Source organism: Aquihabitans sp. McL0605, from assembly GCF_049993875.1.
In the GTDB taxonomy this organism is placed as follows: Bacteria; Actinomycetota; Acidimicrobiia; order Acidimicrobiales; family Iamiaceae; genus Aquihabitans.
In genome coordinates, this window is the sequence record NZ_CP188252.1 from 1,384,582 (window position 1) to 1,411,006 (window position 26,425).

The 26,425-nt window shown below is 69.6% G+C and carries 23 protein-coding genes, 1 tRNA gene and 1 pseudogene; 11 read left to right on the top strand and 14 right to left on the bottom strand.

Going from position 1 to position 26,425, the window contains the following annotated elements; all coding sequences use genetic code 11:
- Window positions 1-46: 46 nt before the first annotated feature.
- Both ACPPVX_RS06215 and ACPPVX_RS06220 read right to left on the bottom strand, forming a co-directional pair.
- The gene (locus ACPPVX_RS06215) at window positions 47-715 is read right to left on the bottom strand and encodes a response regulator (RefSeq protein ID WP_426574032.1); all 669 of its coding nucleotides are present in this window, start codon (window positions 713-715) and stop codon (window positions 47-49) included.
- Window positions 712-1,920, bottom strand: a complete 1,209-nt coding sequence (locus ACPPVX_RS06220) for a sensor histidine kinase (RefSeq protein ID WP_426574033.1) — start codon at window positions 1,918-1,920, stop codon at window positions 712-714. Before ACPPVX_RS06220 ends, ACPPVX_RS06215 begins: the two co-directional genes overlap by 4 nt.
- 113 nt (window positions 1,921-2,033) lie before the next feature.
- Here ACPPVX_RS06220 and ACPPVX_RS06225 point away from each other — a divergent pair, with 113 nt between their 5' ends.
- From ACPPVX_RS06225 to ACPPVX_RS06245, 5 genes and pseudogenes are all read left to right on the top strand, one after another.
- A complete protein-coding gene (locus ACPPVX_RS06225; protein WP_426574034.1) occupies window positions 2,034-2,462 on the top strand; it encodes a hypothetical protein in 429 nt (142 codons plus the stop codon).
- 160 nt (window positions 2,463-2,622) lie between these two features.
- A complete protein-coding gene (locus tag ACPPVX_RS06230) occupies window positions 2,623-3,612 on the top strand; it encodes an alkaline phosphatase family protein (RefSeq protein WP_426574035.1) in 990 nt (329 codons plus the stop codon).
- Between the two features lie 163 nt (window positions 3,613-3,775).
- Window positions 3,776-4,579: a MarR family transcriptional regulator gene (locus tag ACPPVX_RS06235; protein ID WP_426574036.1), complete on the top strand. Its 804-nt coding sequence runs from the start codon at window positions 3,776-3,778 to the stop codon at window positions 4,577-4,579.
- Window positions 4,572-4,957: pseudogene (locus tag ACPPVX_RS06240) on the top strand (VOC family protein). Before ACPPVX_RS06235 ends, ACPPVX_RS06240 begins: the two are co-directional and overlap by 8 nt.
- Before the next feature lie 74 nt (window positions 4,958-5,031).
- On the top strand, window positions 5,032-6,192 hold the full coding sequence (locus ACPPVX_RS06245; RefSeq protein WP_426574037.1) for a hypothetical protein: 1,161 nt from the start codon (window positions 5,032-5,034) through the stop codon (window positions 6,190-6,192).
- Window positions 6,193-6,264: 72 nt separating this feature from the next.
- Here the strand turns inward: ACPPVX_RS06245 and ACPPVX_RS06250 are convergent, their stop codons facing one another.
- The 5 genes from ACPPVX_RS06250 to ACPPVX_RS06270 are packed head-to-tail and all read right to left on the bottom strand — an operon-like array spanning window position 6,265 to window position 10,876.
- Window positions 6,265-6,954 (bottom strand): TetR/AcrR family transcriptional regulator, encoded by a 690-nt coding sequence (locus ACPPVX_RS06250; RefSeq protein WP_426574038.1) that lies wholly within the window; start codon window positions 6,952-6,954, stop codon window positions 6,265-6,267.
- A 35-nt stretch (window positions 6,955-6,989) separates the two neighbouring features.
- The gene (locus ACPPVX_RS06255; protein WP_426574999.1) at window positions 6,990-7,808 is read right to left on the bottom strand and encodes an NAD(P)-dependent oxidoreductase; all 819 of its coding nucleotides are present in this window, start codon (window positions 7,806-7,808) and stop codon (window positions 6,990-6,992) included.
- Window positions 7,809-7,819: 11 nt separating this feature from the next.
- Window positions 7,820-8,617, bottom strand: coding sequence for a carboxymuconolactone decarboxylase family protein (locus ACPPVX_RS06260; RefSeq protein WP_426574039.1), 798 nt, complete (start codon window positions 8,615-8,617; stop codon window positions 7,820-7,822).
- Window positions 8,610-9,416, bottom strand: a complete 807-nt coding sequence (locus tag ACPPVX_RS06265; RefSeq protein ID WP_426574040.1) for an SDR family NAD(P)-dependent oxidoreductase — start codon at window positions 9,414-9,416, stop codon at window positions 8,610-8,612. The genes ACPPVX_RS06260 and ACPPVX_RS06265 overlap by 8 nt, the downstream gene beginning before the upstream one ends.
- Window positions 9,413-10,876: an aldehyde dehydrogenase family protein gene (locus tag ACPPVX_RS06270; protein ID WP_426574041.1), complete on the bottom strand. Its 1,464-nt coding sequence runs from the start codon at window positions 10,874-10,876 to the stop codon at window positions 9,413-9,415. The genes ACPPVX_RS06265 and ACPPVX_RS06270 overlap by 4 nt, the downstream gene beginning before the upstream one ends.
- A gap of 84 nt (window positions 10,877-10,960) precedes the next feature.
- Here ACPPVX_RS06270 and ACPPVX_RS06275 point away from each other — a divergent pair, with 84 nt between their 5' ends.
- Window positions 10,961-11,734 carry an SDR family oxidoreductase gene (locus ACPPVX_RS06275; RefSeq protein WP_426574042.1) on the top strand — a complete coding sequence of 258 codons (774 nt, stop codon included), beginning with the start codon at window positions 10,961-10,963 and terminating at the stop codon, window positions 11,732-11,734.
- A 58-nt stretch (window positions 11,735-11,792) separates the two neighbouring features.
- Here ACPPVX_RS06275 and ACPPVX_RS06280 read toward each other — a convergent pair whose 3' ends face one another.
- Both ACPPVX_RS06280 and ACPPVX_RS06285 read right to left on the bottom strand, forming a co-directional pair.
- Window positions 11,793-12,569 (bottom strand): SDR family NAD(P)-dependent oxidoreductase, encoded by a 777-nt coding sequence (locus ACPPVX_RS06280; protein ID WP_426575000.1) that lies wholly within the window; start codon window positions 12,567-12,569, stop codon window positions 11,793-11,795.
- A 144-nt stretch (window positions 12,570-12,713) separates the two neighbouring features.
- A complete protein-coding gene (locus tag ACPPVX_RS06285; protein ID WP_426574043.1) occupies window positions 12,714-13,316 on the bottom strand; it encodes a TetR/AcrR family transcriptional regulator in 603 nt (200 codons plus the stop codon).
- A gap of 78 nt (window positions 13,317-13,394) precedes the next feature.
- Between ACPPVX_RS06285 and ACPPVX_RS06290 the strand changes: the two genes are divergently transcribed.
- Together ACPPVX_RS06290 and ACPPVX_RS06295 are read left to right on the top strand one after the other, a co-directional pair.
- Window positions 13,395-14,141: an SDR family NAD(P)-dependent oxidoreductase gene (locus tag ACPPVX_RS06290; RefSeq protein ID WP_426574044.1), complete on the top strand. Its 747-nt coding sequence runs from the start codon at window positions 13,395-13,397 to the stop codon at window positions 14,139-14,141.
- A 17-nt stretch (window positions 14,142-14,158) separates the two neighbouring features.
- Window positions 14,159-15,358 carry a cytochrome P450 gene (locus ACPPVX_RS06295; protein ID WP_426574045.1) on the top strand — a complete coding sequence of 400 codons (1,200 nt, stop codon included), beginning with the start codon at window positions 14,159-14,161 and terminating at the stop codon, window positions 15,356-15,358.
- Between the two features lie 234 nt (window positions 15,359-15,592).
- Here ACPPVX_RS06295 and ACPPVX_RS06300 read toward each other — a convergent pair whose 3' ends face one another.
- Complete coding sequence (locus ACPPVX_RS06300) at window positions 15,593-16,408, bottom strand: enoyl-CoA hydratase/isomerase family protein (protein ID WP_426574046.1); 816 nt, start codon at window positions 16,406-16,408, stop codon at window positions 15,593-15,595.
- A gap of 65 nt (window positions 16,409-16,473) precedes the next feature.
- On the opposite strand from ACPPVX_RS06300, the gene ACPPVX_RS06305 reads away from it, so the two are divergent.
- The 3 genes from ACPPVX_RS06305 to ACPPVX_RS06315 are packed head-to-tail and all read left to right on the top strand — an operon-like array spanning window position 16,474 to window position 17,988.
- Window positions 16,474-17,070, top strand: a complete 597-nt coding sequence (locus ACPPVX_RS06305) for a TetR/AcrR family transcriptional regulator (RefSeq protein WP_426574047.1) — start codon at window positions 16,474-16,476, stop codon at window positions 17,068-17,070.
- The gene (locus ACPPVX_RS06310) at window positions 17,067-17,468 is read left to right on the top strand and encodes a VOC family protein (protein WP_426574048.1); all 402 of its coding nucleotides are present in this window, start codon (window positions 17,067-17,069) and stop codon (window positions 17,466-17,468) included. The genes ACPPVX_RS06305 and ACPPVX_RS06310 overlap by 4 nt, the downstream gene beginning before the upstream one ends.
- Before the next feature lie 46 nt (window positions 17,469-17,514).
- Entirely contained in the window at window positions 17,515-17,988 is a 474-nt protein-coding gene (locus tag ACPPVX_RS06315) for a tautomerase family protein (RefSeq protein ID WP_426574049.1), read from the top strand.
- Window positions 17,989-18,408: 420 nt separating this feature from the next.
- Here the strand turns inward: ACPPVX_RS06315 and ACPPVX_RS06320 are convergent, their stop codons facing one another.
- The 4 genes from ACPPVX_RS06320 to ACPPVX_RS06335 all read right to left on the bottom strand — a co-directional run bounded on the left by ACPPVX_RS06320 (window position 18,409) and on the right by ACPPVX_RS06335 (window position 26,411).
- On the bottom strand, window positions 18,409-20,769 hold the full coding sequence (locus ACPPVX_RS06320; protein ID WP_426574050.1) for an arylsulfatase: 2,361 nt from the start codon (window positions 20,767-20,769) through the stop codon (window positions 18,409-18,411).
- A 159-nt stretch (window positions 20,770-20,928) separates the two neighbouring features.
- Window positions 20,929-21,005 (bottom strand) — tRNA-Met (locus tag ACPPVX_RS06325).
- 111 nt (window positions 21,006-21,116) lie between these two features.
- Entirely contained in the window at window positions 21,117-24,221 is a 3,105-nt protein-coding gene (locus ACPPVX_RS06330; RefSeq protein ID WP_426574051.1) for a UPF0182 family protein, read from the bottom strand.
- 54 nt (window positions 24,222-24,275) lie between these two features.
- On the bottom strand, window positions 24,276-26,411 hold the full coding sequence (locus tag ACPPVX_RS06335) for a DivIVA domain-containing protein (protein ID WP_426574052.1): 2,136 nt from the start codon (window positions 26,409-26,411) through the stop codon (window positions 24,276-24,278).
- Window positions 26,412-26,425 lie beyond the last annotated feature (14 nt).

Here is a 26,425-nt window from a genome sequence, read left to right on the forward strand (position 1 = left end):
AGGCGGGGCCGGACCGAGCCGAGCACAGGAGCCGAACCAGCGGACGCTAGGGGCCTCCTGGTCGGGCGAACCCGCAGTCGAACGCCGCGATGACCGCCTGCACCCGGTCGCGGACTCCCAGCTTGGACAGGATGCTGGCCACGTGGGACTTCACGGTTCCCTCGCTGAGGAACAGCGCGCTGGCGATCTCGGCGTTCGATCGCCCGAGCGTCATCTGCTGCAGCACCTCCCGCTCCCGAGCGGAGAGCCCGGCGACCTTGTCTGGGAGCCCGACGGATGACGGGGGTCGGTCGACGAACTCGGCGAGCAGTCGGCGCGTGATCACCGGCTCGACCATGGCGTCACCTCGGGCGACCACCCGTACGGCGTGCACGAGGTCGTCGGGGGGAGAGGTCTTGAGGAGGAATCCGCACGCGCCGGCGCGCATGGCGAGGTACAGGTTCTCATCGAGGTCGTAGGTGGTGAGGATGAGGACGTGCGCCGGGCCGGCGGTGATGCGACGGGTCGCCTCGATGCCATCGATCTCGGGCATGCGGATGTCCATGAGCACGACATCGGGCCGGAGCGAGGCGGTGAGATCGATCGCGGCCTTCCCGTCCGCGGCCTCGCCGACCACCTCGATGCCATCTGCGTGATCCAGTATCAGCCGGACGCCATGACGAACGATGGCTTCGTCGTCCGCCACGAGCACGGTGATCCGGTCGTGGTCGCTCACAGCGGGATCGACGCCATCACGACATAGCCCCCTTCGGGCCGCGGCCCGGCCGACAGCGTCCCCCCGTACAAGGCGACCCGTTCCCTGAGCCCGATCAGGCCGTGCCCGAGCCCGTCGCCGGACGAGGCCGTCGGCGCCTGGGGGTCACCGTCGTTGAGGACCTCCACCTCGATGCGCCCACCCACCTCCTCGACACGGACCTCGGCAGAGGTCGAGCCGGCGTGCTTGAGGACGTTGGTGAGCCCCTCCTGCACGAGGCGGTACGCCGCGAGCTGGACCCCAGCGGGAACGGCCGTCCCATCGACGTCGAGCCGGAGGTGCACCGGGAGCCCTGCTTCTGTGGCCCGTCTCGTCAGGTCGGCGACCGACGCGAGCGTGGGCTGCGGGGTGGTGCCGTCGATGTCTCCCTCCGTGCGCAGGAGGCCGACGAGCCGGCGGACCTCAGCGGACGCATCGGCACTCGTGGAGCGGATCAGGAGGAGCGCCTGGCGAACGTCGTCGGCGTCGGACGGCACTCGGGGCTCGGCACCGGCCGCCGACAACGCGATGGCGGCCAGAGCGTGACCGACGATGTCGTGGAGCTCCCGGGCGATCCGACGCCGCTCCTCGGCAACCACGGCCGCCCGCTCCTCGGCGAAACCGGCCTCCCGCTCCCGCGCGTCCGACTCGAGATCGATCACGCGGTCAGAACGGGTTCGAACGATGTGGCCGAGCCCGCCGATCGCGGCCGTGACGAGGGCAACGGACATGACGTTCGAGATCGTCTGCACGACGCTGTCGTGCGGTTGCGCCGTGAGGTGCACGACGAAGCCGACGGCCAAGATCGCGGTGCCGAGCGTCCGGTCGCGGCCCACGGCCCAGCGCTGGATGGAATACGCCAGGATCAGGTAGCCCAGCAGCCCCGCGATGTCGCCGTACGCGGGCACGCCCGCAACCTCGATCGCCACGCCGATCGCCGAGAGCGCCGTGGCCCGCAGCGGGGCGACTCGCCGCCACACGAGCGGGACCGTCTGGAGGAGCATGGCGACGGCCAGACGAGCCTTGCCACCCTCGTAGGTGTCTGCGGTCGCCACGGTGAGGATCCCGAGGAGCGTGATGCTGCCGGCGATGACGACGTCCAGCGGACTGATCGTGAGGGCCGGTTCCGCTTCCATCGCCGAAATGTACTGGTGGGTCGGGTCGGCCATGGGGACGAACCCGGTCATCCGAACGACCGGTTCTGACCACCGTTCGGCCGATGTGGTGCCGATCCCCGATGTGCTCGGTTGTGTCTGAGGGTCGGAAGCGCCGGCCCGAACGAGAACCGAAGAGGTCCACCATGCGAATCACCGCCGTTCCCGCCGTGCTCCTGGCCACCAGCCTGGCGCTGGGCCTTGCCTCGTGCAGCACTGGCAGCTCCGAGGCGAAAGCCGCGCCCACCACGACACGAGCCGCAGCATCGACCACCAAGGCAGCGGCCTCGCCGAAGGAGGAGTACTGCGCCATCGAGGCCCAGATCGACGCCCTGCTCGGCCCCGCGTTCGCCGCCGGGAACCCCGCAGCGATCGTCGCGGCATCGGTCAAGATCGAGCCGTTGCTTCCCAAGGCCCAAGCTGCCGCGCCCGACGAGATCGCTGACGCCGTGGCCACGCTCGTCCCCGCGATGCAGGCCGCGGCAAAGGGTGACGCCGGCGCCCTCCGGACCCAGGAGATCGGCCAAGCCTCGGGCCAGGTCGATGACTACTGCGGCCCGCCCGCTGGCCAGTGATGACCCGCTCGATCGGGGCGACGGCACGGTTCTGACCGTGCGTTCACCGCTCGGAGGGAGCAGAGGATCGCGGCCCGGGACCGAAACGACCCGGGCCGAGATCCATCGACCGGCTCCGCCGCTGACCCGGTGGGCACGGGCGCGTGCGAAGCTTCCCGGGATGGTCCGCTGCCCTTCCCCTTTCCGTGCGCTGGTCGTCGTCGTGTCGTTCGCGGCCCTTGCGACGTTCGTGGCTGGGTGCGGCTCCGACAAGGGCGCCGCGTCCACCACCACGACAGCTGCGAGCGCCGCGCCCACGACCACGTCGCGACCGCCGGCGAAACCGGGTTCGAAGCCGTGCTCGTCCACGGCCTCGGCTCCGCACACCTACGAGCACGTCGTCATGCTCGTCGAGGAGAACCGGACGTGGACCGGTGGGCGGACCCCACAAGTCGGCATGGGCTTCTCCGGCGGCGAGATGCCGTACCTGGCGAGCCTCGCCGCGCAGTGCAGCTACTACACCGACTGGGCCGAGACGAACAGCAGGCAGAACAGCCTCAACCAGTACATCGGGCTCACCTCAGGCGTCGCCAACCGGCGCACCGTGTTCGATTGCACACCCTCAGCGATCTGCCGTTCCACCGACGACAACCTGTTCCGCCAGGTCCGTGACGCTGGCGGCACACCACGCACCTACGTCGACAACGCCACCGAGACGTGCTCGCCCGGGAAGAACGCCGCCAAGCACATCCCCGCGCTCTACTACCGGGGCGGCGACGACGCATCGTTCTGCCACCAAGAGGTGGTGCCGCTCTCCCAGCTCGACCCGTCTGCCCTCCCGACGCTGTCGTTCATCGTGCCGGACCTCTGCAACGACGGCCACGACTGCGACGATGCGACCGTCGATGCATGGGCCCAGAAGACGCTCTCACCCATCCTGGCCAGCAAGGCCTATCGGTCCGGTACCACCCTGGTGGTCGTCGTCTACGACGAGGACCAACCCGTGCCGAACCTGCTCATCGCCCCCACGGCGAACAGGGGTGCGATCTCTACGGTGACCGGATCCCATGCTGGTCTGCTCAAGACGATCGAGGAGGTGCTCGGTCTTCCCGTGATGGACCAAGGCCAGCTTCCCGACGCGGTCAGCCTCCGCTCCTCCTCGAACCTCTGACCCTCCCCGGGTCGGCGGTTCCGTCGGCCGTTCGATCTGCGGCCGTGGTGCCGGGCTCGGCGCCGCGGCGTTCACGCGGTCGAGCGCAATTGCGATCGCGATGGCCATCCTGGATGCATCAATTTGGTTTGATGTATGGAACCGACGGGCGTAGGGTCGAGGGATGGACCTCGAGACCCGATCGAGGGGCGGCTCGCCGCCCGGGATCCTCGTGCTGGCGGCGAACCCGCTTCGCTGGGCCGTGCTCGAGGAGCTGGTGCGCAGCGACCGGTCGGTCCGGGAGCTGACGGACCGGCTCGGCCAGCCGCAGAACCTGGTCTCGTACCACCTCCGCCAGCTTCGCAACGGTGCGGTGGTCAGGTCGCGGCGGAGCTCGGCCGATGGCCGGGCGACCTACTACTCGATCGACCTCGAGTCCTGTCGCGACCAGTTCCGGGACGCGGGAGCGGCGCTCCACCCTGCGTTGGCCGGTCCGATCGAACCGACGAGGTCGATCCCCCCGGTCGAGGGTCGACGAACCCGCGTCCTCTTCCTCTGCACCGGGAACAGCGCTCGGTCCCCCATGGCTGAGGCGCTCCTCACCGCTCGTTCTGACGGGACGGTCGACGTGGCGAGCGCCGGGAGCCACCCGAAGGTGCTGCACCCGAACGCCGTCCGGGTCATGGCCGAGCGCGGGATCGACATCGGCGACCACCGGACCAAGCACATCGACGACGTCGCCGGGGTCACGTTCGACCTGGTCATCACGCTCTGCGACCGGGTCCGCGAGGTGTGTCCGGAGCTCCCCGGCCACCCGACGCCGATCCACTGGAGCCTGCCCGACCCCTCAGCCGGCGCCGCCACCGACGAGGCCGGCTACCCGGCGTTCGAGCAGACGGCCGTGGAGCTCGAGCGCCGCATCATCCACCTGCTGGGCCAACTGGCCGAGCAGGCCGAGCACCCAGAACGAAGGAGCCACCATGCATGAGCCCGAGACCGTCAACGTCCGCTACATGGTCCACGACGTCGCCGATGCCGTGACCTTCTACACCGAGCTCCTCGGCTTCGAGGTGGGCCTCAACGCCGCGCCGGCCTTCGCCGACGCCACCCTGGGCAACCTGCGGCTGCTCATCTCCGGACCCAAGAGCTCGGCGGGGCGGCCGATGCCGGACGGGACCACTCCGGAGCCCGGCGGGTGGAACCGCATCCACCTCCTCACCGACGACATCGGTGCCGACGTCGCCCGCCTGCGGGAGGCCGGTGCCCGGTTCCGCAACGACATCGTCGAGGGGCCGGGAGGTCAGCAGATCCTCCTGCCGACCCCTCCGGCAACGTCGTGGAGATCTTCCAACCCGCTCAGACCTGAAGCCGCGTCCAGCCGTGACGGCACCGACGTCGAGCTCGGCTGACCACCCCCGAACCAACTGGAGACCTCCTGCCATGGCCAAGAACCCGATCGGACCGCTCGGCGACGCCGACGAAGGCTTCAACCACCAGATCGCCGACACGTTCGCCTTCGTCGGGACCAGCGACCCAGCGTGGACCGAGAAGGTCTGCGCCATGGCGATGGCCCGAGACGGAAGCCTGCAGATCGGGTTCGGCCTCGGCCGCTACCCCAACCGCAACGTCCTCGACGCCTATGCAGCCACCAGCCGGGGACCGGAGCAGACCACCGTGCGGGCCAGCCGCAGCTTGGCCTCGGCACCCGAGTCGACCTCCGTCGGGCCGATCCACTACGAGGTCGTCGAGCCGATGGAACGTGTGCGGTTCCTGCTCGAACCCAACGACGTCCAACCGATCTCGTTCGACATCGAGTTCGCAGCGGTCGTGCCCCCGCACCTCGAGGAGCGCACCCACCTGCGCGACCAGTTCCGGGTGTCGGCCGACCTCGTCCGCTACCACCAGATCGGCGTGCCGACCGGCTGGGTCGACATCGACGGGATCCGCACCGAGGTCGACCCGGCGACGTGGGTCAGCACCCGCGACCATTCGTGGGGGGTCCGCTACGACGTCGGCCCCCCAGCGACCGACCGAGGCGATCTCAACGCCTTCCCGGCCGGCGTCGGGTTCATGATGATCTGGTGCCCCGCCCTGCTGGAGCGGGCCGACGGCACCCGGTACGCCCTGCACCTCCACTTCACCCTCATCCAGATGCCGGGCTTCGAGCAGAAGTCGGTCGTCGCCAGCGTCGAGCACCCCGATGGCCGGGTGGAGGACATCCACGACCTCCGCCCCGACCTGCGCTTCGACCCCGAGAACCGCCGCCTGCTCGGCGGCACCGTCACCGCGGTCATGCCGGACGGCTCCGAACGCCCGATAGAGATCGAGGTCCTGGGCGACACCGGCATCCAACTCGGCGCCGGCCTGTACTTCGGACTCGACGGCCACCACCACGGCGAATGGCGCGGCGAGCTCCACATCGACGGGGAACGCATCGACGACTGCCGCACCCCCACCAACGCCCGCCGGCTCCACCAGATCCGCGACACCACGGTGCGCGTGACCGACCCCGTAGGAGGCGGAACCGGCTGGGGCAACTGCCAACCCATCGCCGCCGGCCCCTGGCCCGACCTCGGCTTGGCCGATGAGCCGTGGATGTGACTCGCCCCCCCTAGCGCGGGGTCACGCGGCAGGTACGTCGCCGCTCGCGGTCGGAAGCGGCACGCAGATCCTCTAGAGCAGGCGGAGCTCTGGGGGCTGCGGGTCGCCCACGCGGCCCACCTTGCGCCGGGTCACTTCGGATTCGGGGGCAGAGAGGAACCCGGTGATCCCGTCGAACATGGAGTTCACGAACAGGTCGAAGGGGATGGATGGTCGACCCGAGATCACGGTGTGCTCACGGTCGGCGGCGGCGTGGACGCAGAACGCCTGGGCCTGTTCGATGCGCAGGATCCGGTAGGGCTCGGGCAGGTCGCCGAGGATGAGGTGGAGGTCGCTTCGGAACTCGTCGTTCGAGTCCTGGCCCACCGACGGCAGCTCACGGAGGTCATCGGTTCTCCCCCGCTCGTGCCGTTGGAGCTGCTCCACGAACGAGATGTAGTGGTTGTCCGCTGCATCCGCCATGGCGAACACCGGCAGGAACTGTGCTTCGAGCCGCGAGCGGAGGTCGGAGCGGTCGCACTGAGCGACCAGGAGGCGGCGCTCGCTGATGATCTGGGGCAGCCGGTGCTGGAAGATCGCGGTGATGAGGCCGACCTTCGAGCCGAAGTAGTAGTGGACGGCTGAGTTGTTGGCTGAGCCGGCCTCGGCCGCGATCTGACGGAGCGACACCCCCTCGATGCCGCGCAGGGCGAAGAGTCGTTCGGCGGCGACGACGAGCTTGAGTGCGCTGGCCGACGGCGGGGCGGGTTCGGCGGCAGCCACGGCTCCTAGCCTGCCACGGGGGGCGGGCGGCTCGGTCATGGGGTGCTTCCGGGTCGTGAGACCCCCATCTGCTCGAGGGCCCGATCGGCCGCCATGAGCAGCGCGGTGCCAGCGAGGCCCGCGCGGTCGACCAGGATCCCGACATCTTTGGCGAGAAGCCCCCCTGCGAGCGGGGCGAGGCCATCGAGGTTGAAGCCACCGCCCGCAACGACCTCACCGGCGTAGCTGCGGCCGCTGCCGCTGGCGAGGATGGCGGCGAGCGCCTGCTGGTCGAGCCCGCGTTCGGCCGCCAGCGCGTAGGCCTCTGTGGCCATGGCCAGCTGTGCGGCGAAGATGGTGTTGTTGAGGACCTTCGCTTCCTGGCCGGATCCGAGCGGGCCCAGGTGGAGCACCTGGTTGCTGTACGTCTCCAGCACCGGTCGGCTTCGCTCCACCACCTCCGTGGGACCACCTGCCATCACCAGGAGCTCCCCGGTGGCGGCCATGTGGCCGCCACCGCTGACGGGTGCATCGACGATGTAGAGGTGCGGGAAGTCCTCCTGGAGGCGCACACAGGTCACCGGGTGGACCGTGCTGTGGATGACGACCACGGAGCCATCGCTCATCGACTGGAGCGCCCCGTCCGGGCCGCGCAAGACGTCATCGACCCCGTTGTCATCGACGACGCACACGCAGAGCACGTCCGATGCGGCACCGAGCTCGACCAGCGTGTCGACAGGTGTCGCACCGATCCCGTGGAACGGCTCCAGCGACGCGGCCCGGCGCGCCCACAAGGACGTCGGGAATCCGGCATCGACGATGCGTCGGGCCATCGGCGCACCTTGGCTGCCCAGCCCGACGAACCCGACGCGCATCAGATCGGCGGTCATGGCCCCTCGTTCCCTACGCCCTCGGCGGCCGTGACGAGCAGGTCGTCGAGGTGCCGGCCGAGCAGCCAACCCATGTAGACCGCGAAGTGGACGACCAGTTCCTGGAGCTCCTCGTAGGTCAGCTCCTCGGTCTGGAGCGCCGCTCGGAGATGCTCGGACACCTCGTCATCGACTCCCGCGGCTGCCGCGCAGCAGATGCTGACGATCCGTCGGTCGCGCCTCGTGAGGTGCTTGGTCCGAGTCCAGATCTCGCCGTACAGGAAGTCGAGGTAGGCGCGACCGCGGAACGCCGTGGCGTCCGATGGGCTGGGTGCACCGTGGACCTCGAGGTAGGCGGCTTCACCGCGCCGGCGCCGAGCCTCGTCGTCGATGGGATCGGCCCAGAGCTCGAAATCGTGTTCCTCCAGGGGTTGGTCCCGTTCCTCGGCGAGCCGGAACGCGGAGACCATGCCTTGCATCGAGAGCACGGAGGCCTTCGGCCAGCCGAGCTGCGTCCCGAAGAACAACACGAACTCATCGAACTCGGCATAGGTGAGGTCACCGCTGTTCAGCGCCGCCCACACGTGGGTGTCGATCGGGGTCCCGGCGTCGGCGGCGCCCACGCACGACAGCGTGATGAAGCGACGATCCCGTGCGGTGAGGACTCCGCGCTGCCACATCTCACCGAACACGTACCCGATCACACCCGTCTCGATGTAGGCACCCATCGGGGTGGGGCTCTCGCTCGTCATGATGCGTTCGAACTCCGCGCGAGCGGAGGCCTGGCGCTGGTCTCGGTCGTGCCACTCAGGCATCGAGCTGCTCCTTGATCATCCGTTGCATGTACGCCTCTGGGTCGTTCGCGCGCTCTCGCAGCTCGTCGTGGATCTCCGGCGCGGTCACGACGAGGAACTGGCCAGCGACGACGGCGTCGGCCACGAGCTCGCCGACCACGTCCGGCCCGACGAGCGGATGCTGCGGTGCACGGGGCGTGGTGGCATCGCCGTGGAAGCTGATCTGTTCGAGGATGTTCGTGATCACCCCGGACGGGCAGACGCAGGTGAGGCCGACACCTTGTGGTGCGAGGTACAGCGCGAGTGCCTCCGAGAGGCCCACGACGGCGTGCTTGGTGGAGACGTAGGGCAGCCGGTCGAACCCGTAGGCGAGCAGGCCAGAGGCGGAGGCCGTGTTGACGATGTGGCCTCGGCCTTGGTCCAAGAGGAGCGGCAGGAACACGAGGTTGCTCCGCGCGACGCTCATCAGGTTGAGGTCGACGACGCGCTGCCAGGCTTCGATCGGCAGCGATTCGGGTGGCCCCATGGCCAGGACGCCCACGTTGTTCATGACGACGTCGATGCGGCCGAAGCGGCTGATGCCCAGGTCGCGCAGGGCTTCGAGGTCTTCGTGGTTGGAGACGTCGACGGCGAGGCTCGCCGCCTCTCCGCCGGCCGCTCGGACGAGCTCGGCGGTCTCGTCGGCTCGGGCACCGTCGAGATCGCTCGCCACCACGGCGCAGCCGCGTGCAGCGAACGACAGGGCGCTCGCTCGGCCGATGCCGCTGCCGGCACCGGTGATGACGGCCGCGCCTCCGTTGAGGTCGAAGGGGATGGTCATGCGATCGCCACCGCCTTGGTGCGGACGAACTCGAGGAGCCCCTCGAGCCCCCCTTCTCGTCCGAAGCCTGAGGCCCCGACACCTCCGAAGGGCAACTCGCACCCCACCACGGGAGGCGCGCCGTTGATGTAGACGCCGCCGGCCTCCAGCCGGGGCACGAGCCGGTTGATGCGGTTGACGTCGTTCGTCCAGAGGTAGGAAGCGAGACCGTAGGACGTGCCGTTGGCGATCTCGATCGCTTCGTCCTCGTCGTGGAACCGGATGATCGACAGCACCGGCCCGAAGACCTCGACCTGGGCGATCTCGCTGTGCGGATCCACATCGCCGAACACGGTCGGCTCGACGAAGAAGCCCTCCGATAGGTCGCCGCCGGGGACTCCCCCGCCGAAGAGGAGCTTGCCGGCACCCTGCTCCTGCGCCCTGGCGATCATCGCGACGATCCGCTCCTGTGCCGCCCGGCTGACGACGGGACCCATGCCGGTCGATGCATCGAACGGGTCACCGAGGGAGATGTCTCGCGTGAAGCCGATGACCCGGTCGACGACCTCGTCGTAGACGCTGTCGTGGACCAGCAGCCGGGTGGCCAGTGCGCAACCCTGGCCGGCGAGCGTCTGATGCACCGACGCCGTGATGATGAAGGCGACCGCCTCCAGATCGGCGTCGGGGAAGACCAGGCAGGCCGACTTGCCTCCCAGCTCCAGCACGGCGGGCTTCAGCGTCTCGGCACAGGTGGCGAGGATCTGCCTCGCGGCGGTCGGTCCGCCGGTGAAGCTGATCTTCTGGACCAGCGGGTGCCGGACGAGCGCCTCGCCCGCCTCAGCGGTCCCCGGAAGGACGTTGACGACTCCCGCCGGAATGCCGGCGTCACGGACCAGCGCCATGAAGTGCTCCATCGCGTACGGGGTCAGCTCCGATGGCTTGATGACCACGGTGTTCCCCGCGGCGAGCGCAGGAAGGACCTTCATCCCAACCGAGACCAGCGGCCCGTTCCACGTGATGATGATGCCGACGACGCCGTACGGCTCCGGAAGCGTGTAGGCGAGCTCACGACCGTGAGCATGCGACGACGCGACCCGCCCCTCGATCTTGTCTGCCCACCCGGCGTAGTAGCGGGCGTAGTCGACGACCGAGGTGGCGGTGAAGTGAGCGATCCCGTAGGTCATGCCGTTGTCGAGGACCGACAGTCGAGCCATCTCGGGCTTCGCAGCGTCCAGCAGATCAGCAAGGCGCACGAGCACGTCTCGCCGCTGCGCCGGGGTCCACGTCCGCCAGGTCTCGAAGGCGGTGCCGGCGGCGCGCACGGCATCGTCGACATCGTCGGCACCTGCCAGGGGTACCGGTCCCTGCACCTCGCCCGTCGCCGAGCAGATGTGCTGGTGCACACCGCCTCGACCGGACGAACGCTGCTCGTCTCCGATGTGCAGGTGCACGTCGGGCACCCTGCGATCGATCGCTTCCATGGTCCCCTTCTCCTCGGCCTAAGCCGTACAACTTCCGAAATAAGCTACTTGACTTGACCCCATCGACGTGGTCTTGTCAACCCCATGACTGCATCTGAGCTCTTCGATCTGACCGACAAGGTCGCCGTCATCACGGGCGGCGCCGGCGGCATCGGTGTCGTGTACGCCGAGGCGCTCGCCGAGGCCGGTGCCTCGGTCGTCGTGGCGGACGTCGACCTCGAGGCGGCGACGACCACGGCAGCCGCGCTGAGCGCGAAGGGTCACCGGGTCGCCGGCGTCGCCGTCGATGTGCGCTCCGCCCAGTCGGCCGCCGCGATGGCGCAGGCAGCTGTCGATGCGTTCGGCGGCATCGACATCCTCGTGAACAACGCGGCGATCATGACCGACCTTCCGCCCTACGGGCTCTCGAACATCCCGGTCGACGACTGGGACCGGGTCATCGACGTCAACTTCCGGGGCCCGCTGCTCTGCACGCAGGCGGTCATCCCCGCCATGGAGGCTCGAGGCGGCGGGCGGATCGTGAACGGCCTGTCCGCGGGAGCGTTCATGCCCGGCGGCATCTACGGCGTCAGCAAGTTCGCCCTCCACGGGCTGACCGTCAACCTCGCTGCGGAGCTGGGCGGCCGCGGCATCAACGTCAACGCGATCGCACCCGGGCTCGTCGACAACGAGAGCGCCTACGTCGCCCTTCCGAAGGATTCAGAGTTCCGCGAGATGATCGCGGCGACCATCCCCGGCAAGCCGTCAGGGCCGCCCGAGGACCTCGTGGGTGCCCTCCTCCTGCTGTGCTCGAAGGCCGGGGACTGGATCACCGGCCAGACGATCCTCATCGACGGTGGTTGGATCACCCGCCTCTGAGCGTGCGGCCACCCGGGTGGGGAGCCCGGCCGCCCCCGTTGCCGACTCCCAGCGGGGCTCACCGCGTTCGCATGTCCGCCCGGAGACGAGCCCCACCGTCGATCCGGATCACCTCACCGTTGAGGTACGGGTTCCGGATGATCGCCTCGACGAGCGCGGCGAACTCGTCGGGATGACCCACGCGCTTGGGAAACGCGACGTCCTGGACGAGGAGCTGCTGCACCGCCGGCGATGACAGGCGGGGCGTCGCGAACGCGCCCGGGGCGACGGCGCACACCCGAATCCCGAGCGGAGCGAGATCCCTCGCCATCGGCAGCGTCATCGAGACGATCGCCCCCTTCGCGGCGGCGTAGGGAACCATGGCGACCTGGCCGTCGTAGGCACTGATCGACGCCGTCTGGACGATCACGCCCCGTCCGCCGTCCTCGTCGGGCTCGTTGTCGGCCATGGCGGCCGCCGCCAACCGAGCGAGGTTGAACGGCCCGGTCACGTGCAGCTCCAGGTTGGCCAGCAGCGCCTCCTTGGAGAGGAGCGAGCCGTCGCCGTCGACGAGCCGCTGGCTCGGGATGACCACGCCCGTCGCGCTCACCGCGATGGAGAACGTTCCGAGCGATCGCGCCGCGGCGATCGCCCTGCCCACCGCGGCATCATCGTTGCTGTCGCCCTCCACCCCCGCGACCACTGCGCCCAGCTCCGCGGCGATCGCCGCCGACCGCTCACCGTCGGGGTCGAGCACGACGACGCCCGCGCCGCCCTCGACGAGTCGGCGCACGGTCGCCCCGCCGAGCCCACCGGCTCCGCCCGCAACGACGGCCGACCTTCCTTGCAGGTGCATCACCGGCCCCCGGAGAGGCTCGTCGTCATGGATGTCGTCACGGCAGACCCCCGAAGAAGTTTTACCTACCGTTCTAACTTGGAGGTACGCGACCGTCAATCGAGCTTTGGGCCGGGGCCTTCCAGCGACGGGACGCTGAGCGCCTCAGGGAGCGGTTCGACGGGCCCGGCGAGCCTCGAGGTCGGCGACCAGCCGGTCCATGGCTGCCGCCGCCTCATCCGGGTGGGTGTCGTACCCCGCGGCCTGGTCGGTCACCACGGCGAAGGCGAGCCCCTGCATCGCCGCCGCGACCAGCACGGGGGCCAGCAGCTCCGAGTCCAGGCCGTACTCATCGAGGAGCACGCCCAGGCGCTCCATCTGCAGCGCACGGACCTCCTTCGCCATCGCCGCCATCTCCGATTTGAGCGCCGGCCGGTGGTTGGCGGCAGCGAGCAGCTCGACGAACAGCGCAGTCCCCCGGCGGTCCGAGGCGATCTCCCACCACGAGCGCAGGGGTTCCGACGAGTCCAGCGCTTCGGCCATCCGCTCGACGGCTCCACTGCTCCGGCGGTGGAGCACCGCCACGAACAGGTCATCGATGGTGCCGAAGTAGTAGTGCAGGTGCGGTGCCTGCATGTCGACCCGCCCGGCGACGCTCCTCGAGCTGACCGCGGCGTAGCCGCTCTCCAGGATCAGCTCCTCGGTTGCATCCAGGATCCGTCGGCGCTTCGCCTCGGTACTGGCACGGGGGCGGCGCTCTTGGACCATGCGCCATTGTCGGCGATCGAGGGACCAGGGGAAAGGGCAGAACTTGTAACGGCCGTTCAAAATGAGTACAACATGTCCATGGCAGAGCTCCAGGGCAAGGTCGCCGTCATCACCGGCGCCGGATCGGGGATGGGACGCGCAGCTGCAGAGGTGTTCGTCCGCGAAGGTGCGGTCGTCCTGGCTGCGGACGTCAGCGGACAGCAGGAGGACACCGCCGCTGCGCTCGGCGATGCCGTCGTCCCGCTCCACGTCGACGTGTCCAAGGAGGCCGACATCGAGGCGATGTTCGCCGCCGCGTTCGACGCCTTCGGAAAGGTGGACGCGGTGCTCAACGTGGCGGGCATCGCCGGCGCAGCACCCCTGGCCGAGCTCACCGTCGAGGAGTTCGAGCGCTACCTGTCCGTCAACCTCACCGGCGTGATGCTCGGCACCAAGCACGGCATCCGGGCCATGGCCGGCACCGGCGGTGCCATCTTGAACTGGTCCTCCACCGGCGGCATGAACGGCTCTCGCATCCCCACCGCCGCCTACTCGGCCTCGAAGGCCGGCGTGATCTCGCTCACCAAGGCCGCAGCCATCGAGTACGGCGACGTGGGGATCCGGGCCAACACGATCTGCCCCGGGTTCGTCGAGACCGCGATGTCCGGCGGCAAGGGTGCCGCCGAGCGGTTCCCCGCCCTCGTCGGCGGCAGCGCGCTCAAGCGCGGCGGCCAACCCGAGGAGGTGGCCGAGCTGGCCTCGTTCCTGGCGTCCGACCGCGCCACGTACATCACCGGAGCCGTCATCGCCATCGACGGCGGCAGCACCTGCATGCTCCCGAGCTGACCCGAAGGAAGACAGACATGTCCACCACGACCGGATCCGACCTCTACTACGACCCCTACGACGTCGAGATCAACGCCGATCCGTACCCGATCTACGAGCGCCTGCGCGAAGAGGCGCCGATCTACTACAACGCCGAGCACGACTTCTGGATGCTGACGCGCCACGCCGATGTCGAGAAGGCGCTCGTCAACTGGAAGACCTTCACCAGCACCCGGTCCGACATCCTCGACATCATCCGGGCGGGCTACGACCTCCCCGGAGGCGTGATCCTCTTCGAAGACCCGCCGGTGCACACCAAGCACCGGGGGCTGATGTCACGGGTCTTCACGCCACGACGGATGGCCGAGCTCGAGGACGAGGTTCGGGCCTACTGCATCGCGTGCCTCGACCCGCTCGTCGGGGCGAGCAGCTTCGACATCATCGAGGAGCTGGCCAGGATGCTGCCGATGAAGGTCATCAGCATGCTGCTCGGCATCCCCGAGCAGGACCAGGAGGCCGTGCGGGACAAGACCGACAAGAACCTCCGCACCGAGCCAGGCAAGCCCATGAACATCAAGCAGGAAGAGGTCGCCAGCGGAGCGATGTTCGAGGACTACATCGACTGGCGAGCGGAGCACCCGTCCGACGACCTCATGACCGTCCTGCTCAACGCCGAGTTCGAGGACGAGACGGGCACGAGCCGCCAGCTCACCCGAGCGGAGGTCTCGATCTACACCGCAGTCCTCGCGGGAGCCGGCAACGAGACCACCGGGCGGCTGATCGGATGGCTCACCAAGCTCATGGCCGAGCACCCCGATCAGCGGCGCGCGGTCCACCAAGATCGCTCCCTGCTCCCGAAGGTGATCGACGAGACCCTCCGCTTCGAGCCCACCGGCCACGCGACTGCCCGCTACGTCACCGAGGACATCGAGTACTACGGAACCACGGTCCCGGCGGGCAGCCCGATCCTCATCTCCTTGGCCGCCGCGAACCGCGACCCCCGCCACTTCACCAACCCCGACGTCTTCGACATCCACCGGGCCGACACGCAGCACCTCACCTTCGGCTACGGCCTGCACTACTGCCTCGGGGCGAACCTCGCCCGGCTCGAGGGGCGTGTCGCGCTCGACGAGATGCTGAACCGGTTCCCCGAGTGGGACGTCGACTACAGCGGCATGTCGCTGTTCCCCACCTCTACGGTCCGCGGGTGGGAGAGCATGCCCGTCCTCCTCCCGTAGCGGCCACTCCGGGATCTGGGCTCAAGCACACGATGGCCACCGAGACGACGGCGGCCAGAGCGGACCTATCAAACGGCAACAGGAGCTCGCTTGCGCTCCGGCCGATCAGGCCGTCCAGTCCATCGACGTCGAGATCCTGCAGCTCGGCTGGACCACGAACCCGCTGGAGACCGCCCGTGACGATGACCGAGCAAAGTTCAAGTACGACGGCGCCGAGCCCGACGCCGAGCCCTCCTACCGGTTTGCGTAGTTGGCGGGGCGCTTCTCGATGAAGGCGCCGACGGCTTCGCCCATGTCCTCGGTGAGCAGGGCGAGGGTCTGGGTGCGGTTCTCGAGGGCCATCGCCGCTTCGAGCGATGGGGCGGTGATGTTGGCCCACAGGACCTGCTTGGTCATGGCGACCCCGAACGGCGAGTGGGCGGTGATGCTCCGGGCGATCTCGATGGCTCGCTCGATGGGCTCGTCGACGAGGTCCGATGCGAGACCGAGGTCGAGGATCTCTGGTGCAGGGACCTTGCGTCCGGTGAGGAGGATCTCCGCCGCCCGGCCTGCGCCCACGAGGTGGGGCAGGAAGTAGCTGGTGCCGAAGTCGCAGGCGCCGAGGCCGACTCGGATGAACGCGGCGGCGAACGAGGCCTTGGGGGACACGACCCGGATGTCCGCGGCGAGTGCGATCGCCATGCCCATGCCCGCCGCTGCTCCGCCGACCGCGGCGATGATCGGCTTGGGGTGGTGGTGGATCAGCGGGGCCAGGCTGACCAGGCGCTCCTGCGCAGCGAGGCCACCCTGGACGCGCCCGAAGCCCTCGGTGCCCGGGAGCGGCCGGAGGTCCGCCAGGTCCAGGCCAGCGGAGAACGCGCGGCCCTCGGCCCCAAGGACGATGACCCGTGTCTCGACGTCGTGGCGCAGGGCTTCGAGTGCGGCTTCGAGCGCGTCGACGAGGTCGAAGTTGAAGGCGTTGAGGTGATCCGGCCGGTTGAGGCGGACGACTGCGACGCCCCCGTCGAGGTGCTCGGTGGTGGTGAGTGCGGTCTCGGTGGAGGAGGTCATGGCGCGAAACTATGCAGTAGTGCATACTATCTGTCAACGAGAGGCCGGCGGGGAGAAGGAGAACGATGGGCGCCCGCAACGACACCCGACAGCGGATGGTGAAGGCCGGCGCCCAGCTGCTGGCATCGAACGGCTACGCCGCCACCGGCATGCTCGACGTGGTCGAAGCCGCCGGCGCCTCGCGGGGTTCGATCTACTTCCACTTCCCCGACGGGAAGCCCCAGCTCGTGGCCGAGTCGCTGGCGCTCTCCACAGGACGGGCCCTCGAACGAGCCGCCCGAGCCGTCGCGGACTCCGCCTCCACCGGAGAGGCCGTGACCCGCACCGGCGAACACCTCGCCGCGGTGCTCGAGGCCACCGGCTACCAGCTCGGCTGCCCGGTCGCCACCGTCGCCCTCGAGGTGGCCAGCACCGACGCTGGGTTGCGCGACACCTGCCAGGACTTCTTCGATCGGTGGCGGGCGCTCTACACCGAGCGCCTGCTCCTCGACGGCGTCGACCGGGCCGCCGCGGACCAGCTCGCCACCATGATCATCAGCGTCATCGAAGGCGGGCTCCTGCTGTCGCGCACCGCCCACAGCACCGCCCCCCTGCTCGACGCCTGCCGAGCCGCCGCCCGCCTCCTCCACCACGCCACCCCCGCCACGGGAGATGACCGATGAAGGTCCGCGTCCACCACGTCCACCTGTTCGCCTCCGACCTCGACGCCAGCATCGCCTTCTACCAACGCTGGTTCCACGGAGAGGTCCTCGCCGACGAGGTCTACGCCGGCGCCCGCAACGTGATGATGGCCATCGGCGACGGCCGCCTGAACTTCTACGACCAGGCCCCGCGCGACCACGGCCGAAACGCCGTGCACCACATCGGCATCCAGACCGACGACCTCCCCCAGCTCATCGACCAGATGACCGCCGGCGGCATCGAGTTCCGCAAGCCCATCACCGGCACACCCGGCGTCGGCTACGTCATGGCCGAAGGCCCCGACGGCGTCCTGCTCGAGCTCTTCGAAGCCCACGAGGACCAGCTCACGGGCGGACCCCGCGACTGGTTCGCCTGGTGACACTCCCGGACCGCCGACTCCGCGCTCGACCAACGAAGGACCTCCCATGACGATCATCTCCATCCACGCCACCGCCGGCACGATCTCGCTCGACCAGCGCCGCGAGCTCGCGACCACCCTCACGGACGCCGTCGCCCTCGTCGAGTGCGGCCAGATCGACCCGGCCGCCCGCTGGGGGTTCCAGGTCCACTTCCTCGACCTCCCGGCCGACCAGATCGCCATCGGCGGCACCCTGGCCGCCGACCTCCCCGATATCGCCCCGCTCACCGTCGACATCGCCGTCATGGACGGCTCGTGGACGCCGGCCGAGCGCGCGCAGGTCATCGAACGCACCTTCGCCGCGCTCCGCACCGCGCTCGTCGTCGACGTCGCGCCCCCCACCTGGTGGGTGACGTTCCGCACCATCGACGAAGGCAGCTGGGGCGCGAGCGGCGCACCGCTCTCGATCATCGCCCTGCTCGACCTGGGCGTCTTCACCACCGAGCGCGCCGCCTGCATCCGCAAGGCGCTCGCCACCTGAAGAGCCCTCGCGACGCAGGACATCCTCTACAGAAGCCCGACGAGCAACGTGGTTGCGCGAACGTGACCACCCCGCACGGTCGACATCGCAACGCGAAGAGACCCTGCCGAAGCGGGGCCTCTTGTTGCCGCATTCCGTTGGTGGCGGGGGCAGCCGAAGATCGGCCGACGATCGAGTTCTTCCACCGACGTTGCCGCAGGTGAGAGGCCCTGCACAGGTGGGTGCACAGGCTGCTGCACACCTAACCCTCCTACCGATTTGTTGGCACGTTGCCAAGATTTCCCGGTGCCGATCTCATGCATCGGCACCATGGTGGCCCATCAGTGGGACACCGGTGACGGCCACAGCGCAGGTCACGGGACATCGACGGAGGCCATCCAAGAACGGCACTTCCCGGGGGCACCTCACCCAGGGTTGGCTCTAGTCGCGAAGGGCGGCTTCAACGGCGCCTTCGGCTTGGGCGGCAGCGTGGGTGGACGCGGTGTGCTCGTCGCGGGGGTGGAGGTCGATGGTGACGGTGTGGATGGTGCCGGTGAACGTGAACGGGACGTCGTAGTCGAGGTTCACGGGCGTGCCGGTGTCGGAGCCGATGTCGAAGGTCTCGACGCTCATGGTGAAGCGGATGGCGACGGTGTGCTCGACCCGGCCGGCCCCGACCTGGGCACCATCGACGGCGAGGGTGACGTCGCCGCCCTTGGCGATACCGCCGCCGTCGTAGGCGAAGTCCATCACGATGGTGTGGTCACCCGGGGTGAGTGGTTCGGTGCCGGCGATCCGGGAGTGGGCGACGTTGCCGAAGTTGTAGTGGAACACCGGGATGCCATCTTCGAGGTAGAGGGCCCACCCGTTGAAGAGGCCGCCGAGGGTGACGATCATCCCGGTCGCGCCCCCGTCAGGGACCGTGACGTCGGCCGTCAGCGTCCACGACCGGTTCTTCATGTCGGGGGCGACGCCTTCGGGGATGCGCTTCTGGGCGCCGTGGTAGGTGAACGAGGTGCGGCCGCCGGCGAGGCTCGGCCGGTAGACCGGGTTGAGGCGCATGACGCGGTCGTTGTCGAGCGGGAGGACGTGGAACTCCTCGGCCTGCTCGTAGAACAGCTTCTGCATCTCGGCGAGCTTGTCGGGGTGGTCGGCGGCGATGTCGTGGGCCTCGGAGAAGTCCTCGTCGACGTGGTAGAGCTCCCACGCGTACCCGTCGATCAGGTCGAGCTTCGGGATGTCCGAGGACCACGGGGGTCCGGCGGGCGTGGTGGCTGCGATCCAGCCGTCGTGGTAGATCGCGCGGTTGCCGAACAGCTCGAAGTACTGCGTGCGGCGGGTCGACGGTCCGTCGGGGTCGTCGAACGTGTAGCCCATGCTCACGCCCTCGATGGGGCGCTGGTCGACGCCGTTCACCTCTGTGGGCTGCTCGAGGCCGAGCAGGTCGAGCAGGGTCGGGACGATGTCGATGACGTGGTGCCACTGCTCGCGCAGGCCGCCCTCGTCGGAGATGTGCCCGGGCCACGACATGACCATGCCGTTGCGGGTGCCGCCGTAGTGCGAGGCGATCTGCTTGGTCCACTGGAACGGGGCGTCGAGGGCGTGGGCCCAGCCGACGGGGAAGTGGTTGTAGGTCTTCCAGGTGCCGAGGTCGTCGATGTGGGGGAGCATCTGCTCGGCCGTGAGGACGACGCCGTTCATCGCTGACTCGAGGTTGATCGCCCCTTCGATCTGGCCCTCGGCGCTCGCTCCGTTGTCGCCGCAGATGTAGATCACGATGGTGTCCTCGGCGAGACCGAGGTCGTCGAGGGTGGCGAGCACGCGGCCGACGTTGTGGTCGGTCTGCTCCATGTAGCCGGCGTAGATCTCCATCATCCGGGCGAACAGCGTGTGCTGATCGTCGGACAGGTCATCCCAGGCCGGGATGCCGGCGGACCGCTCGGTGAGCTCGGTCTCGGGCGGGACCACGCCGAGCTCCTTCTGGCGGGCGAGGGTGCGCTCGCGAAGGGCGTCCCAGCCGTCGTCGAACTGGCCGCGGTACTTCTCGGCCCACTCGGCACGGGGGTGGTGGGGGGCGTGGGTGGCGCCGGGTGCGTAGTAGACGAAGAACGGCTTGTCGGGGGCGACCGAGTGCTGCATCTGGATGTACGAGATGGCTTGGTCGGCGAGGTCGTAGTCGAGGTTGTAGTCGGGGTCGCCGACGTAGGGCTCGATCGGCGTGGTGCCGTCGAACACGCACGGCCGCCACTGGTTCATGTCGCCGCCGATGAACCCGTAGAACTTCTCGAACCCGAGGCCGACGGGCCAGCGGTCGAACGGGCCGGCCTGGCTGGTCTCCCAGTCCGGCACGTTGTGGTTCTTGCCGAACCAGGCCGTGTTCCACCCGTTCTGCTTGAGGATCTCGCCGATCCCGGCGGTGTCGTGGCCGTTGAGGGTGTCGTAGCCCGGGTACCCGGTGGCCATCTCCATGATCTGCCCGGTGTGCACCGAGTGGTGGTTCCGACCCGACAGGAGCGCCGCTCGCGTCGGGGAGCACATCGCGGTGGTGTGGAACTTGTTGTACCGGAGGCCCCGCTGAGCGAGCGCGTCCAGGGTGGGCGTGTTGCACGGACCGCCAAAGGTGGTCGATGCCCCGAACCCCACATCGTCGAGCATCACCAGCACCACGTTCGGTGCACCTGCCGGCGGGGTCGGTGGCTTGGGGAACGCAGGGGTGGAGTCCGTGGCCCGCGGTGCCACCTTCCCGCTGAACGGCTCCATCGGCGCCGGAAGGACGGTGCGATGAGGGTCTGGGGTGCTCATGGCCCGAACATACCGCCCCCTGACGGCCTCGGTCCTCGGCCCTGCGCCACCTCCTCGGTGGCGCAGGCGCAGGTGGTTGCACGAATGCGATGGACCCGCACTGTCGGAATCCAGACGCGAAGAGACCCCGCCGGAGCGGGGCCTCTTTGCGTACCGATTTGGTGGCGGGGGCAGGATTTGAACCTGCGACCTTCGGGTTATGAGCCCGACGAGCTACCAGACTGCTCCACCCCGCGGCGTGCTGTTGACCCTACCGACCGCTCCGTCCGACCTGCAACCTGACGCCGGGACCAACCCGGCCGGCGAGGCCCTGACCAGCTTCGATGGCCGGTCACCCGCCGATCGGGCTACGTGCCGGCCGAGGTGGTGGTGGTGACCTTGGGGTCGGTGGTGGAGGCCGGAGCGGTGGTCGTGGTGGTGGCCCCGCCATCCTCCTGGACGCCCTTGCCGGTCCCGTTCTTCTTGGCCTCGTCGCGCAGGGTCTGGAGCTTCTCGGCGGCCTTGCTGGCGGACGTGACCTTCTCGGCCCACGTCACCTGGTCGCCCTTGCGGGCCGCGGCGTCGGCGGCGGCCAGATCCGCGACCACCTGGTCGATCAGGTCGCTCTCCTGGGCGGTGATGGTGCCGCCCTTGTCGCTGGGCTGCTGGGACGGCGTGGTCGGGTCGGTGCCCGGGTCGGTGACCGTGCCCTGGTCCCCACCCTGGACGGAGGTGGGCACCCCCTCGAACAGCTGCGACAGGGCGCCGTAGAGGGTGGTGTCGATGGCCACGTCGGACACGCCGGGGCGGCGGTAGTTGACGATGACGTGCTCGATCTTGGGCGCACCCTGCTTGTCGCCGGCCACCAGGAATGACTGCACGTACAGCAGCGAGTCCCCCACGGGCACGATCGAGGGCGCGGCGAACGTGCAGATCCGCTTGTCGGTGCACAGGGACTTGGCCTTGTCGGCCACGTCGCCGTCGGCGCGCATGTCGGCGGCCGCGAGGTTGGGACCGTCGGGCAGGTCGGTGACCGGGAGCAGGTACGTCTTGAGCTGGCCGTACGACCCGGGATCGCTGTCGGCGACGATGAAGGCGCGCAGCTGGTTCTGCCCGCCCCCGGCCTCGGAGTCGTCGGCCGAGGTCACGTACGGGCGCTGGAGCACGAACGACGGCTTGTCCTCACCGGGCAGCTGCATCAGCTGGTAGGTGGACGGGTACTTGTCGTTGCCGGTGAGCTCCTGGCCGTCGGGGCCCACGGGGGTGTTGGTGCTGCCCGACTTCTTGAACGCACCCGAGTCGTGGGGGACGCTCCACTCGTCGCTGCGGTTGTAGAAGTCGTCGGGATCGCTGACGTGGTACTTGGCCCACATCTGGGTCTGGACGGTGAACAGGTCCTCGGGGTAGCGGAAGTGCTCCCGGAGGGCGTCGGGGATCTTGTCGCTGGGGGTGAACAGCTCGGGGAAGGCGTGCTGGTACGCCTTGATGAGCGGGTCCTTGTCGTCGACCACGTACAGCTTGACGGTGCCGTCGTAGGCGTCGACCACGGCCTTCACCGAGTTGCGGGCGTAGTTGAACGACCGGCCGTAGAGGCCCGATGCCGGGTCGAGGCCGCCGGTGTCGGCCCGCTGGGCGTTCGGGAAGTTGCGGGTGGTGGTGTAGGCGTCGACCACGTACTGGAGGTGCCCGTCGTTGACCACCACGTAGGGGTCGTGGTCGTAGGCCAGGAACGGCGCCACCGTCTTGAGGCGGGAGGTGACGTCGCGCTCGAGCAGCACCCGCGATTGGGGCTCGATGTTGCCCGAGACCATCGGGTTGATGTCGCCGAAGCGCAGCGAGAAGGCGGCCTTGCGCAGGAACCCGGCCGGGCCCGAGCCGATCTTCACCCCGTCCTTGCCCTCGTAGGTGGTGAACGTGGTCTTGTTCTGGTCGTCCTGGTAGTTGATCTCGCGCCGCTTGGTGTCGACGATCACGTACCCGGACTTGTTCTCGCCGAAGTAGATGGCGGACTGCTTCACCTCGGGCATGCCGTCGGAGACCTTCACCGGGATGTCCTCGGCCACCAGGACCGGGTCGCCGCTGACCGACTGGTCGTTGGCCTTGGCGGCCACGACGCCGTAGCCGTGGGTGTACGCCAGGTGGGTGGCCTCCCACGACGGCTGCTTGATGCCGTCGGCCGCCAGGTCGCGCGCCGCGATCATCACCTGCGTGGACTTGCCGTCGATGACGTAGCGGTCGACGTCGACGTCGTTGATCTCGTAGAAGGACTTCACCTCCTGCTTCTGGCGGTAGGAGTCCTGCATGCTCTTCGGATCCCACAGGCGCACGTTGTTCAGCGTGCCGGCGTTGGCCGCCAGGGTGGATGGCGGGATGTCCTTGGCCGTCCAGTCGAAGGGTCTGCTCTCGACGTCGCTCAACCCGTAGGCCGCTTGGGTGGCCGCGATGTTGTTGGCGATGTACTTCCGCTCCATCGACGACTCGGTGGGCTCGACCCGGAACCGCTGCACGAACGCCGGGACCACCCCGCCGGCGAGCACGGCGACCAGCACCCACAGGCCGACGGCCATGACGGGCAGGACCCAGCCGCGCCGCCAGATGTTGGCGATGAACAGGCCGATGGCGAACAGGGCGATCAGCATCAGCAGCTTGATGGCGCGCAGCTCGACGTTGACATCGGTGTACGTGGCGCCATCGACCGTGCCGCGGGTGGAGAACGTGAGCTGGTAGCGGCTCAGCCAGTACCGGCCCACCTGCACCAGGGCGAGCAGGCCGAGCAGCACCGACAGGTGGGCCTTGACCTGGGGGGTGACCCGGTCGAGCTGGGTGTGGAACCGGATGCCGCCGTTCACCACGTGGGCGAGCACGGTGATGACGAACACCACCAGCAGCGACGAGAACAGCCAGCTCGCGGCGGCGAGCAGGAACGGCAGCTGGAACACGTAGAAGCCGACGTCGGTGTGGAAGATGGCGTCCTTCTGCCCGAAGTCGACCCGGTTGGTGAACAGGATCCACTCGTTCCAGCTGGCCCCGAGGCTCACGCCCACCACCAGGGCCATGAACGCCGCCACGCCGAGCCGGACCATCCACGCCCGGCGGCCCACCACCTCGTGGTAGCGCTCGATCAGGTCGTCATCGCCCGAGGACGGGCGGAACACGGGGGCCAGGCGCTCGGCGATGAGCAGGTTGCCCCAGCACAGGGCGAAGAAGGCCAGGCCGCCCACCATCGACAGGATCGCCTTGGTGGCGAGCACCCGGTTGAACACCGGGCTGAGGTGCAGCGAGTCGAACCAGAGGTAGTCGGTGTAGAAGCCGGCGATGCCGCGCAGCGACACGAGCAGGATGAACGCGAACGCCAGGAAGGCGCCGAGGAAGATGCGACCCCGACCCGCGGTGAACGAGCTGCCGTCAGCCTTCTTGGCGGCTTGTCGCTCGCGCCGCGTGGGACGGCGGGGCATCTCGGGCTGGGGGGGCATGGGCGGCGAGCCTACCGGTCACCCCTGGCGAGTTGGCTGCAGCCCGGGAAGGGTTCAGGTCGGCACGGCGAGGCAGCGGCAGCCCTGGTGGGCAGGCGGGTACAGGTCTCCGGTGGGGAACGGCTCGCCCTTCGGGACGGCGCCGGCGAGGGCGTTGTCGTCGCAGTCGGGGCAGGGCGCCCCGCCGTCGTCGACCACCCAGCGCGCCGCCGACCCGTCGGCAGCCGCTTCGGCGACCCCTCGGTTGAACGCCACCAGCACGTAGTGAGCGGCCGTGTCGGCGATGCGCTGGGTCTTCCACTCCCGGTAGCACGAGCGGATCCGGTCGCTGATCTCCTGCTCGTCGCCTCCGTCGTCGAAGGCCGCCTCCAGGCGGCCGCGCAGCTGGCGGACCAGCTCGGCGGCGAACTCCCCGGCCACGTCGCCCACGTCGGCGGTGCGGCGAGGAGCGGTGCCGAAGAACGACGCCCCGCTCCGCTCGGCCACCACCAGGTCTTCCAGCGCGGCGGCGTGGTACCGGCCCAGGTGCTCACCTTGGCTGAGGAGCACGCCCTCGGCGGTGGGGACCCCCCGGACGCGGCGCAGCCGGTCGAGCGCCTCGTTCTGCTCGTCGGACAGGACCCGCTTGAGGCGGCGGGCCAGCTGCCGCTCGAGCTCGTCGGTGGCCGCATCGCGCCGGTCCAGCACATCGGTGTCGGGGCTGGCCGCGTCGGCCGCGCCCTCGGGCGCCGCGTCCCCGGTGGGGGCCTCCTCGACGATCTCGATGATCTCGACGGTCTCGACCACCTCCACGACCTCGACCATCGCGGTGGGCTCGTCGGCCCGCTGCGCCTTCAGCTGTGCGAACACCGCGTCGACCGCATCCGCGGTGGCGGCGACCGGGGCCGACGCCGGCTCGGGCTCCGCCTCCACCTCCGGCTCGGGCTCGGGCTCGGGCTCGGGCTCGGGCTCGGGCTCCGGCTCGGGCTCGGGCTCGGGCTCGGGCTCCGGCTCCGGCTCCGGCTCCGGTTCGGGCTCCGCCTCCGCCTCGGGCTCCGGTTCGGGCTCGGAGTCCGCCTCCAGCTCCGGCTCCGGCTCGACCGGGGCCTCGGGCTCCGCGGCGGGGTCGGCGTCGGTGTCGTCGAGGAGCGCGGCACGGTCGGTGGCGATGTCGCCGAGCGAGCGGGGGTCGATGACGGTGTCGGCCAGGGCCTGGTGCGAGGCCGCGATGCGAGCGGCGACGTCGGTGAGGGTGACCGACAAGGCGTCGCGGCTGGCGGCGAGCTGGTCGATCTGGGCTCGGGCGGCCCGGCGGCGATCGGCCAGGTCGGCGATCACGCGCTCGCGGTAGGCCCGGGCCTCGTCGACCATGCCCCGGCCCTGCTCGCGGGCCGCGTCGAGGATGGCCTCGACCTCGATGGCGGAGGCCTCGATCCGCGCCGTGGCGGCGGCATCGGCCTCGGCCCGGACCCGGTCGGCGCCCTCGCGGGTGGTGGTGGCGTACTCGTCGGCAGCCGAGCGGGCCTCGGCGGCGGCGGCATCGGCGGACTCTCGGGTGTTGGAGCCGTAGATGTCGGCCGCGGTGCGGGTCTCGACGTCGTAGGTCTCGGCCAGCTCCCGCGACGACGTGGCGTAGGAGTCGGACTCGGCGCGGATCTCCGCCGCCGCCGACTCCGCCTCGGCGGTGCGCTCGGCGAGCACCGACTCGGCATCGGCCCGCAGCGCATCGGTCTGGGCGGTGGCGGTGGCCCGCTGCTCGGCCACCTCGGCGTCGGCGGTGGCGCGAACGCCGATCGCGTACGCATCGGCGTCGGCGCGCACGCCGGCCGCGTACTGGTCGGCGGCGGAGCGGGTGGAGGTGGCCTCGGCATCGGCGACCGACACCGACTCGGTGGCGGCAGCCTCGGCCTTGGCGCGGATCTCGGCGGCCGCCTTGCGCGCGCTCTCGAGGACCCGGCCGGTCTCCTCGCCGAGCAGCTGCGTGACCTGCTCCTCGTCGAGGTCCTTGGGGTCGGTGGCGCGCCGCTCCAGCTCGGCCAGGCGCCGCGAGGCATCGGCCTGCTTCAGCTGCGCCTCCCGGATCTGCGAGGCCAGCGAGACCAGGTACGCCCGGACCTCGTCGACCTCGAACCCCTTGCGCACCTTCGCGAACGAGTGCCCCGCGACGTCGTCGGGATCGAGGGCGGATCGGTCGGATGGTTCAGCGGGCACGGCACCGATGGTAC

What these genes read in the sequence shown, in the direction of transcription:
- ACPPVX_RS06220 (WP_426574033.1), bottom strand. Translation starts at nt 1,920, where the DNA reads ATGACCGGGTTCGTCCCCATGGCCGACCCGACCCACCAGTACATTTCG.
- ACPPVX_RS06225 (WP_426574034.1), top strand. Translation starts at nt 2,034, where the DNA reads ATGCGAATCACCGCCGTTCCCGCCGTGCTCCTGGCCACCAGCCTGGCG.
- ACPPVX_RS06230 (WP_426574035.1), top strand. Translation starts at nt 2,623, where the DNA reads ATGGTCCGCTGCCCTTCCCCTTTCCGTGCGCTGGTCGTCGTCGTGTCG.
- ACPPVX_RS06235 (WP_426574036.1), top strand. Translation starts at nt 3,776, where the DNA reads ATGGACCTCGAGACCCGATCGAGGGGCGGCTCGCCGCCCGGGATCCTC.
- ACPPVX_RS06245 (WP_426574037.1), top strand. Translation starts at nt 5,032, where the DNA reads ATGGCCAAGAACCCGATCGGACCGCTCGGCGACGCCGACGAAGGCTTC.
- ACPPVX_RS06255 (WP_426574999.1), bottom strand. Translation starts at nt 7,808, where the DNA reads ATGCGCGTCGGGTTCGTCGGGCTGGGCAGCCAAGGTGCGCCGATGGCC.
- ACPPVX_RS06260 (WP_426574039.1), bottom strand. Translation starts at nt 8,617, where the DNA reads ATGCCTGAGTGGCACGACCGAGACCAGCGCCAGGCCTCCGCTCGCGCG.
- ACPPVX_RS06265 (WP_426574040.1), bottom strand. Translation starts at nt 9,416, where the DNA reads ATGACCATCCCCTTCGACCTCAACGGAGGCGCGGCCGTCATCACCGGT.
- ACPPVX_RS06270 (WP_426574041.1), bottom strand. Translation starts at nt 10,876, where the DNA reads ATGGAAGCGATCGATCGCAGGGTGCCCGACGTGCACCTGCACATCGGA.
- ACPPVX_RS06275 (WP_426574042.1), top strand. Translation starts at nt 10,961, where the DNA reads ATGACTGCATCTGAGCTCTTCGATCTGACCGACAAGGTCGCCGTCATC.
- ACPPVX_RS06280 (WP_426575000.1), bottom strand. Translation starts at nt 12,569, where the DNA reads ATGCACCTGCAAGGAAGGTCGGCCGTCGTTGCGGGCGGAGCCGGTGGG.
- ACPPVX_RS06285 (WP_426574043.1), bottom strand. Translation starts at nt 13,316, where the DNA reads ATGGTCCAAGAGCGCCGCCCCCGTGCCAGTACCGAGGCGAAGCGCCGA.
- ACPPVX_RS06290 (WP_426574044.1), top strand. Translation starts at nt 13,395, where the DNA reads ATGGCAGAGCTCCAGGGCAAGGTCGCCGTCATCACCGGCGCCGGATCG.
- ACPPVX_RS06295 (WP_426574045.1), top strand. Translation starts at nt 14,159, where the DNA reads ATGTCCACCACGACCGGATCCGACCTCTACTACGACCCCTACGACGTC.
- ACPPVX_RS06300 (WP_426574046.1), bottom strand. Translation starts at nt 16,408, where the DNA reads ATGACCTCCTCCACCGAGACCGCACTCACCACCACCGAGCACCTCGAC.
- ACPPVX_RS06305 (WP_426574047.1), top strand. Translation starts at nt 16,474, where the DNA reads ATGGGCGCCCGCAACGACACCCGACAGCGGATGGTGAAGGCCGGCGCC.
- ACPPVX_RS06310 (WP_426574048.1), top strand. Translation starts at nt 17,067, where the DNA reads ATGAAGGTCCGCGTCCACCACGTCCACCTGTTCGCCTCCGACCTCGAC.
- ACPPVX_RS06315 (WP_426574049.1), top strand. Translation starts at nt 17,515, where the DNA reads ATGACGATCATCTCCATCCACGCCACCGCCGGCACGATCTCGCTCGAC.
- ACPPVX_RS06320 (WP_426574050.1), bottom strand. Translation starts at nt 20,769, where the DNA reads ATGAGCACCCCAGACCCTCATCGCACCGTCCTTCCGGCGCCGATGGAG.
- ACPPVX_RS06330 (WP_426574051.1), bottom strand. Translation starts at nt 24,221, where the DNA reads ATGCCCCCCCAGCCCGAGATGCCCCGCCGTCCCACGCGGCGCGAGCGA.